General features: G+C 67.6%; 6 protein-coding genes. 4 read left to right on the top strand and 2 right to left on the bottom strand.

The genetic code is table 11. The features are described 5' to 3' along the window. The first annotated feature begins 16 nt into the window (after positions 1-16). From ACJJVR_RS13815 to ACJJVR_RS13805, 3 genes are all read left to right on the top strand, one after another. Complete coding sequence (locus ACJJVR_RS13815; protein WP_405405429.1) at positions 17-2,272, top strand: NADP-dependent malic enzyme; 2,256 nt, start codon at positions 17-19, stop codon at positions 2,270-2,272. A 10-nt stretch (positions 2,273-2,282) separates the two neighbouring features. Further along, the gene (locus ACJJVR_RS13810; RefSeq protein ID WP_405405401.1) at positions 2,283-2,423 is read left to right on the top strand and encodes a hypothetical protein; all 141 of its coding nucleotides are present in this window, start codon (positions 2,283-2,285) and stop codon (positions 2,421-2,423) included. A 175-nt stretch (positions 2,424-2,598) separates the two neighbouring features. Continuing rightward, positions 2,599-4,488 carry a propionyl-CoA synthetase gene (locus ACJJVR_RS13805; protein ID WP_405405399.1) on the top strand — a complete coding sequence of 630 codons (1,890 nt, stop codon included), beginning with the start codon at positions 2,599-2,601 and terminating at the stop codon, positions 4,486-4,488. Here the strand turns inward: ACJJVR_RS13805 and aroA are convergent. Further along, a complete protein-coding gene (gene aroA, locus ACJJVR_RS13800) occupies positions 4,485-5,816 on the bottom strand; it encodes a 3-phosphoshikimate 1-carboxyvinyltransferase (protein WP_405405397.1) in 1,332 nt (443 codons plus the stop codon). The genes ACJJVR_RS13805 and aroA overlap by 4 nt on opposite strands. A 106-nt stretch (positions 5,817-5,922) precedes the next feature. Here aroA and ACJJVR_RS13795 point away from each other — a divergent pair, with 106 nt between their 5' ends. Then, positions 5,923-6,654, top strand: coding sequence for a DNA alkylation repair protein (locus ACJJVR_RS13795; protein ID WP_405405396.1), 732 nt, complete (start codon positions 5,923-5,925; stop codon positions 6,652-6,654). Here the strand turns inward: ACJJVR_RS13795 and ACJJVR_RS13790 are convergent. Then, positions 6,642-7,121, bottom strand: coding sequence for a hypothetical protein (locus tag ACJJVR_RS13790; RefSeq protein WP_405405395.1), 480 nt, complete (start codon positions 7,119-7,121; stop codon positions 6,642-6,644). The genes ACJJVR_RS13795 and ACJJVR_RS13790 overlap by 13 nt on opposite strands. Positions 7,122-7,222 lie beyond the last annotated feature (101 nt).

Here is a 7,222-nt window from a genome sequence, read left to right as displayed (position 1 = left end):
GGGGGCACGTATACCGATGGATGACCGCAGGCAGGACAGCGCGCGACAGGCGGCGCTGGATTATCACGAGTTTCCGCGACCGGGCAAGCTGGAGATCCGGGCGACCAAACCGATGGCCAATGGCCGCGATCTGGCGCGCGCCTATTCCCCCGGCGTGGCCGAGGCCTGTCTGGAGATCAAGGCCGATCCGCAGGCCGCCGCGCGCTATACCACCAAGGGCAACCTGGTGGCCGTCATCACCAACGGCACCGCGGTCCTGGGCCTGGGCAACATCGGCGCGCTGGCGTCCAAGCCGGTGATGGAGGGCAAGGCCGTCCTGTTCAAGAAGTTCGCCGACATCGACTGTTTCGACATCGAGGTGAACGAGCCCGACCCCCACAAGCTGGCCGAGATCGTCTGCGCGCTGGAGCCGACATTCGGCGCGGTGAACCTGGAGGACATCAAGGCCCCCGACTGTTTCATCGTCGAACGCATCTGTCGCGAACGCATGAACATCCCGGTCTTTCACGACGACCAGCACGGCACGGCAATCGTGGTGGGCGCCGCCGCGACCAACGCGCTGCGCATCGCCGGCAAGCGGTTCGAGGACATCAAGATCGTGTCCACCGGCGGCGGGGCCGCGGGCATCGCCTGCCTGGACATGCTGCTGAAGCTGGGCGTGAAACGCGAGAACGTCTGGCTGTGCGACATCCACGGTCTGGTCCATGAGGGCCGCGACATCGACATGAACCCGCAAAAGGCCAGCTATGCGCAGGCGACGGACGCCCGCGTGCTGGCAGATGTGATCGACGGCGCCGACCTGTTTCTGGGCCTGTCCGGTCCCGGCGTGCTGACGCCCGAGATGGTCGCCCGCATGGCCCCGCGCCCGATCATCTTTGCGCTGGCGAACCCGAACCCCGAGATCGACCCCGAGGCCGCCCGCGCCGTCGCCCCCGACGCGATCATCGCCACAGGGCGCAGCGATTTCCCGAACCAGGTCAACAACGTCCTGTGTTTCCCGTTCATCTTTCGCGGGGCGCTGGACGTCGGTGCGACCACCATCAATGACGAGATGAAGATCGCCTGCATCGAGGGTATCGCCGCTCTTGCCCGTGCCACGACCGCCGCCGAGGCCGCCGCCGCCTATCGCGGCGAGACGCTGACCTTTGGCGCGGACTATCTGATCCCCAAACCCTTTGATCCGCGCCTGATGGGCGTCGTGTCCAGCGCGGTCGCCCGCGCCGCGATGGAGACGGGCGTGGCCACCCGGCCGCTGGACGATATCGCGGCCTACAAGCAGAAGCTGGACGGATCGGTCTTCCGGTCGGCGCTGATCATGCGCCCGGTCTTTGAGGCCGCCGCCACCGCCACCCGCCGCATCGTCTTTGCCGAGGGCGAGGATGAACGCGTGCTGCGCGCCGCCAACGCCATGCTGGAGGAGACGACCGACGTCCCGATCCTGATCGGCCGCCCGGACGTCATCGCCACCCGCGCCGAACGCGCCGGCCTGCCGATCCGCCCCGATGTCGATTTCCAGATCGTGAACCCGGAAAACGACCCCCGCTATCGCGACTACTGGGAAACCTATCACGGCATCATGGCCCGGCGCGGGGTCAGCCCCGACATCGCCCGCGCGATCATGCGCACCAACACCACCGCCATCGGCGCGGTGATGGTCCACCGCGCCGAGGCCGACAGCCTGATCTGCGGCACCTTTGGCCAGTACAGCTGGCACCTGCAATACGTGCGCCAGATCCTGGCCCGCGACGGGCTGCACCCGACCGGGGCGCTGTCGATGATCATCCTGGAGGACGGGCCGCTGTTCATCGCGGACACCCAGTGCCACAACGACCCCACGCCCCAGCAGGTGATGGAGACGGTGATGGGCGCCGCCCGCCACGTGCGCCGGTTCGGCCTGACGCCCAAGATCGCGTTGTGCAGCCATTCCCAGTTCGGCAACACCGACAGCTATTCGGGCCGCAAGATGCGCGATGCGCTGGCGCTGCTGGACGCGCGTGAACCAGACTTCATGTATGACGGGGAAATGCATGTCGACGCCGCCCTGGACCCCGAACTGCGCGAACGCATCTTTCCGACCTCGCGGCTGGAGGGCGTGGCGAACGTGCTGGTCTTTGCCGGCACCGACGCCGCGTCGGGCGTCCGTAACGCGCTCAAGATGCGCGCCGCGGGCCTCGAGGTCGGCCCGATCCTGATGGGCATGGGCAACCGCGCCCACATCGTCACCCCCTCGATCACAACCCGAGGCCTGCTCAACATGTCCGTGCTGGCGTAACGCGCTCAAGATGCGCGCCGCGGGCCTCGAGGTCGGCCCGATCCTGATGGGCATGGGCAACCGCGCCCACATCGTCACCCCCTCGATCACAACCCGAGGCCTGCTCAACATGTCCGTGCTGGCTGGAACGCCGGTCACGCATTACGGCTGATTCGGGGCAGAGTTTGCAAATACTGCGGCGCAGCAAAAGCGACTTTGCTGCGCCGTTTGGTTTGCAAAATCCACTGATGGATTTCTGCTAATCCACGGCTTGTCGCGCCGCTAACAAGGTTGCGCAACACCCCCCTTCCTGCGTAACAAAAACACAGGTTCAGGGAGTGGAGTCCATGTCCTATCAAGATCTCTACGCGCGCTGGAAGGCCAATCCCGAGGCGTTCTGGATGCAGGCCGCAGACGCCATCGACTGGACCCACCCCCCAAGCCGCGCGCATTTCGATCAGGGCCCCGCCGGGGAATGGTTCGCCGACGGCATGGTGAACACCTGCTGGAACGCCATCGACCGCCATGTCGCGGCCGGCCACGGCGACCGGTTGGCGGTGATCCACGACAGCCCGATGACGGGCAGCGTCAGCCGGCTGACCTATGCGCAGATGCAGGATCGGGTCGCCCGGCTGGCAGGCGCGCTGGCCGCACGCGGCATCGGCAAAGGCGACAGGGTCATCATTTACATGCCGATGATCCCCGAGGCATTGCAGGCGATGCTGGCATGCGCGCGCATAGGCGCGATCCATTCTGTGGTTTTCGGCGGGTTTGCGGCGCATGAACTGGCGGTGCGCATCGATGACGCCACCCCCCGCGCGATCATCGCTGCCAGCTGCGGGTTGGAGCCTGGACGCGTCGTCCCGTACAAGCCGCTGATGGACAAGGCCATAGAACAGGCCGCCCACAAGCCCGACTTTACCATCGTGTTCCAGCGCCCCGAATGCGCCGCCGACATGGTGGCGGGTCGCGATCTGGACTGGCAGCAGGCCGTGGCAACGGCCACCCCCGCCGATTGCGTTCCGGTCGAGGGGAACCACCCGGCCTATATCCTGTACACCTCCGGCACGACGGGCCAGCCCAAGGGCGTCGTCCGCCACACCGCCGGCCACCTGGTCGCCTTGGCGTGGAGCGTGCCGAACATCTATGGCATCGGGCCGGGCGACGTGTTCTGGGTCGCGTCCGACGTGGGCTGGGTCGTGGGGCACAGCTATATCGTCTATGGCCCGCTGATCGCGGGTGCGACCACAGTGGTGTTCGAGGGCAAGCCCGTCGGCACCCCGGACGCGGGCACCTTTTGGCGGGTGATCGCGGACCACGGGGTCAAGTCGTTCTTTACCGCCCCGACCGCCATTCGCGCGGTCAAGCGCGACGACCCCGACGGCACGCTGGTCGGCCAGTACGACCTGTCCAGCCTGCAGGCGCTGTTTCTGGCGGGCGAACGCGCCGACCCCGACACCGTCACTTGGGCCGAGGATCGGGTCAAGGTTCCGGTGATCGACCATTGGTGGCAGACCGAGACCGGCTGGCCCATCGCCGCGAACCCCCTGGGCGCCGGGCTGATGCCCGTGAAAAAGGGCAGCCCGACCCTGCCGATGCCCGGATACGATGTGCAGGTCCTGGACGAAGGCGGCCATCCGGTCGCCCCAGGCACCTTGGGCGCCATCGCCATCAAACTGCCCTTGCCACCGGGCACTCTGCCGACGCTTTGGAACGCCCCGGATCGCTTTCACAGCGCCTATCTGCAGCATTTCCCGGGCTTTTACGAGACGGGCGATGCGGGCTTTGTCGACGAAGACGGCTATGTCTGGATCATGGCGCGCACCGACGATGTGATCAACGTTGCGGGCCACCGCCTATCCACCGGCAGCATGGAAGAGGTTCTGTCCAGCCACCCGGCCGTCGCGGAATGCGCGGTGATCGGGGTTGCCGACGCGCTGAAGGGACAGGCGCCTTTGGGTCTTTTATGCCTGAAAAAGGGTGTGGAAACAGATCACGCACAGATCGTGGCCGAGGTGGTTGCGATGGTCCGCGACCGCATCGGCCCGGTCGCGGCCTTCAAGACCGCCTGCGTCGTCGACCGCCTGCCCAAGACGCGATCGGGCAAGATCCTGCGCGCGACCATGGCCCGGATCGCCGACGGCGAACCGGTCAAGGCCCCCGCGACCATCGACGACCCCGCGATCCTGGATGAGATCCGCCGATCTCTGGCAGGAATCGGCTATCCCGCAGCCTAGTCCAGCGTTGCGCCCAACCGGGTCATCAGCGGGACGAAATCAGGAAACGACGTGGTGATCGGCCCGGCATCGTCGATACTGACCGGCTTCTGGGTCGCAAGACCCAGGATCAGAAAGCTCATGGCGATGCGGTGGTCCAGATGGGTCACCGCATTGCCGCCGCCCGCCGCCGTACCCGCACCATGCACGGTCATGGTATCGCGCGTATCCTCGACCGTGATGCCGTTGGCGCGCAGACCCACGGCCATCGCGTCGATGCGGTCGCTTTCCTTGACGCGCAGTTCGGCCACGCCGTTCATCACCGTGGTGCCGTCCGCAAATGCCGCGATCACCGACAGGATCGGAAATTCGTCGATCATGCTGGCCGCGCGGTCGGCGGGAACGGTGACCCCCTTCAGCGGGCCGTGACGCACCAGCAGGTCGGCCACGGGTTCGCCACCCTCTTCGCGCGGGTTCTCGAACGTGATGTCGGCGCCCATCTCCAGCAGGGTCACGTACAGGCCGTCGCGCGTCGGATTGCGGCTGACGCCCGGCACGCGGATCTCCGACCCCGGCACGATCAGCGCCGCAGCGACCGGAAAGGCCGCGCTGGACGGATCGCGGGGCACGGCCACCGGCTGCGGGCGCAGTTCGGGGCGGCCGGTCAGGGTGATCTTGTGGCCGTCGGGCGTGGTCTCGGTCCGGATCTGCGCGCCGAACCCGGCCAGCATGCGTTCGGAATGATCGCGGGTCGGTTCCGATTCGATTACCACGGTATCGCCCGGCGCGTTCAGCCCGGCCAGCAGGATCGCGGACTTGATCTGGGCGCTGGCAACGGGGGTGCGATAGGTGACCGGAACAGGATCGGTCGCACCCTGCAGGGTGATGGGCAGCCGCCCCCCTTCGCGTGCGGTGATCTGGGTGCCGAACTGCGCCAGCGGGTCCGTGACCCGCGCCATCGGACGGCGCGACAGGCTGGCGTCGCCGGTAAAGGTCACGGTGATCGGCGTGGTCGCGACCGCACCCATGATCAGCCGCACACCGGTGCCGGAATTTCCGCAATCGATCACGTCGGCAGGGCTGGAAAACCCGCCGACGCCAACGCCATGCACGGACCATTCCCCCGGCCCGTGCTGCGTGACCTGCGCCCCAAGCGCCTGCATGGCGCGGGCGGTGTCCAGGACGTCCTGTCCCTCCAGCAGGCCGGTGATGCGCGTCTCTCCGACGGCCATGGCACCCAGGATCAGGGCGCGGTGGCTGATCGACTTGTCGCCCGGCACCAGCGCCTCGCCCGACAGGGGGCCGGCGCGGCGGGCGGTCATCGGACGGGGGTCTGCGGAATGCGACATGGGCCTACCTCGTGGTTTTGCCGCGTCTTTTAGCCCGACAAGGCCGTCCCTGCCACCATCAACTTGAGGCTGGCGCAACCGCGCCCTAGAAGGGGGCCAATCACAGATGGAGAACCCCATGCAGGAACTGGACCGGCTGCGCAGCCTGGCCGACCCCGAACGCGCCGCCCGCGCCAGCGCACGCCACAAACGCAGTCGAGAGACTTTGGGCGTCACCCCTGCCGCACTGGAGGAGGTGGTTGCCGAATGGCGGGCCGAACGCGACCTGGACGCGCGCATTGAACTGGCCGATGCGCTGTGGGACAGCGACGTCCACGAGGCCCGCCTGGCCGCGGCCCGCTTGCTGGTACAAGCGCGGATGCGACCCGACGACGCGGCCTGGGCCGCGATCATGGACTGGGCGCCCCAGATCGACGGGGCCGAGATCGACGATGCGGTGATGACCGCCGCCGCACGCCGTGTGGTGGCCGATCCGACCCGACTGGATCAGATCACCCCCTGGGCCCGCAGCCGAAACCCGTGGCTGCGCCGCGGGGTGATGCTTGCAACGCTGCCGTGGGCCAAGATGAACAACCCCAAGCCCGAAGATCTGGAAATCCGGGAGTTGGTGTTGGAGCTGATGCTGCGGCTTGCATCGGATCGTCATGGCGGGGTGCGGCAGGCAGCCGGACAGTGGCTGCGCAATCTGGAAAAGCACGACCCTGCGCGTGTTGACGCGTGGCACGCCACCCATGACGCGATGGCCGTGCCGGAACCTGAACCGGACACCACGCCGGACGCCGACGACGTGCCGCTATCTGACGACACGCCCGGCCCCGACGGCGATCAGGAGCGATAGACCTCCAGCGTCGGCAGATCGGTCAGCGGCACACCCAGCAATTGCAGCGCCGGCAGCGACACCTGGCTGCCGGTGCCCGACCCCGACAGGGGGCGCAGTTCGACCTGCGCCGATTTGCCATTGGCCGGGTTCACGATGCGCCCCTGCGCGGGCGCATCGACCAGCGGCGTTTTTATCCAGAACCCCCCCTCGGACGGGTTGCCAAGAGAGCCGATGGTCGTCCCAAGACGCGTCTCGGCGCTTGCCGGGGCCTGGGCGGCGGCGGTGCGCTGTTCCGCCGTGGTGGTGTCCAGCTGCGCGGGCGTGGCGCGGGCGGTTGGCCGGGGACTGGGCGCACGCGTGATCACTGTGGCGGCCGAGGTCTGGGCCGCCGTCGCCTTGGGCGCCTCGGGGCGGTTCATCGTCGCGGCAAGCTGGGTGCAGCCGGCCAGCGACAGGCCAAGAATGGCAAGGGGGATCAGGCGCATCTGCGTCTCCTTCGATCAACGTTGGCACAGATTAGTCATGCCGGGGTGGCAAGGTCCACCACCCGACCGGCGAATCCCTGCCTTGTGACCGCACCCCGGCG

The sequence above is a fragment of the Paracoccus sp. Ld10 genome (assembly GCF_045064235.1).
GTDB lineage: Bacteria > Pseudomonadota > Alphaproteobacteria > Rhodobacterales > Rhodobacteraceae > Paracoccus.
Note: the sequence above shows the minus strand (reverse complement) of the source record. Positions and strands in the feature narration are given on the sequence as shown.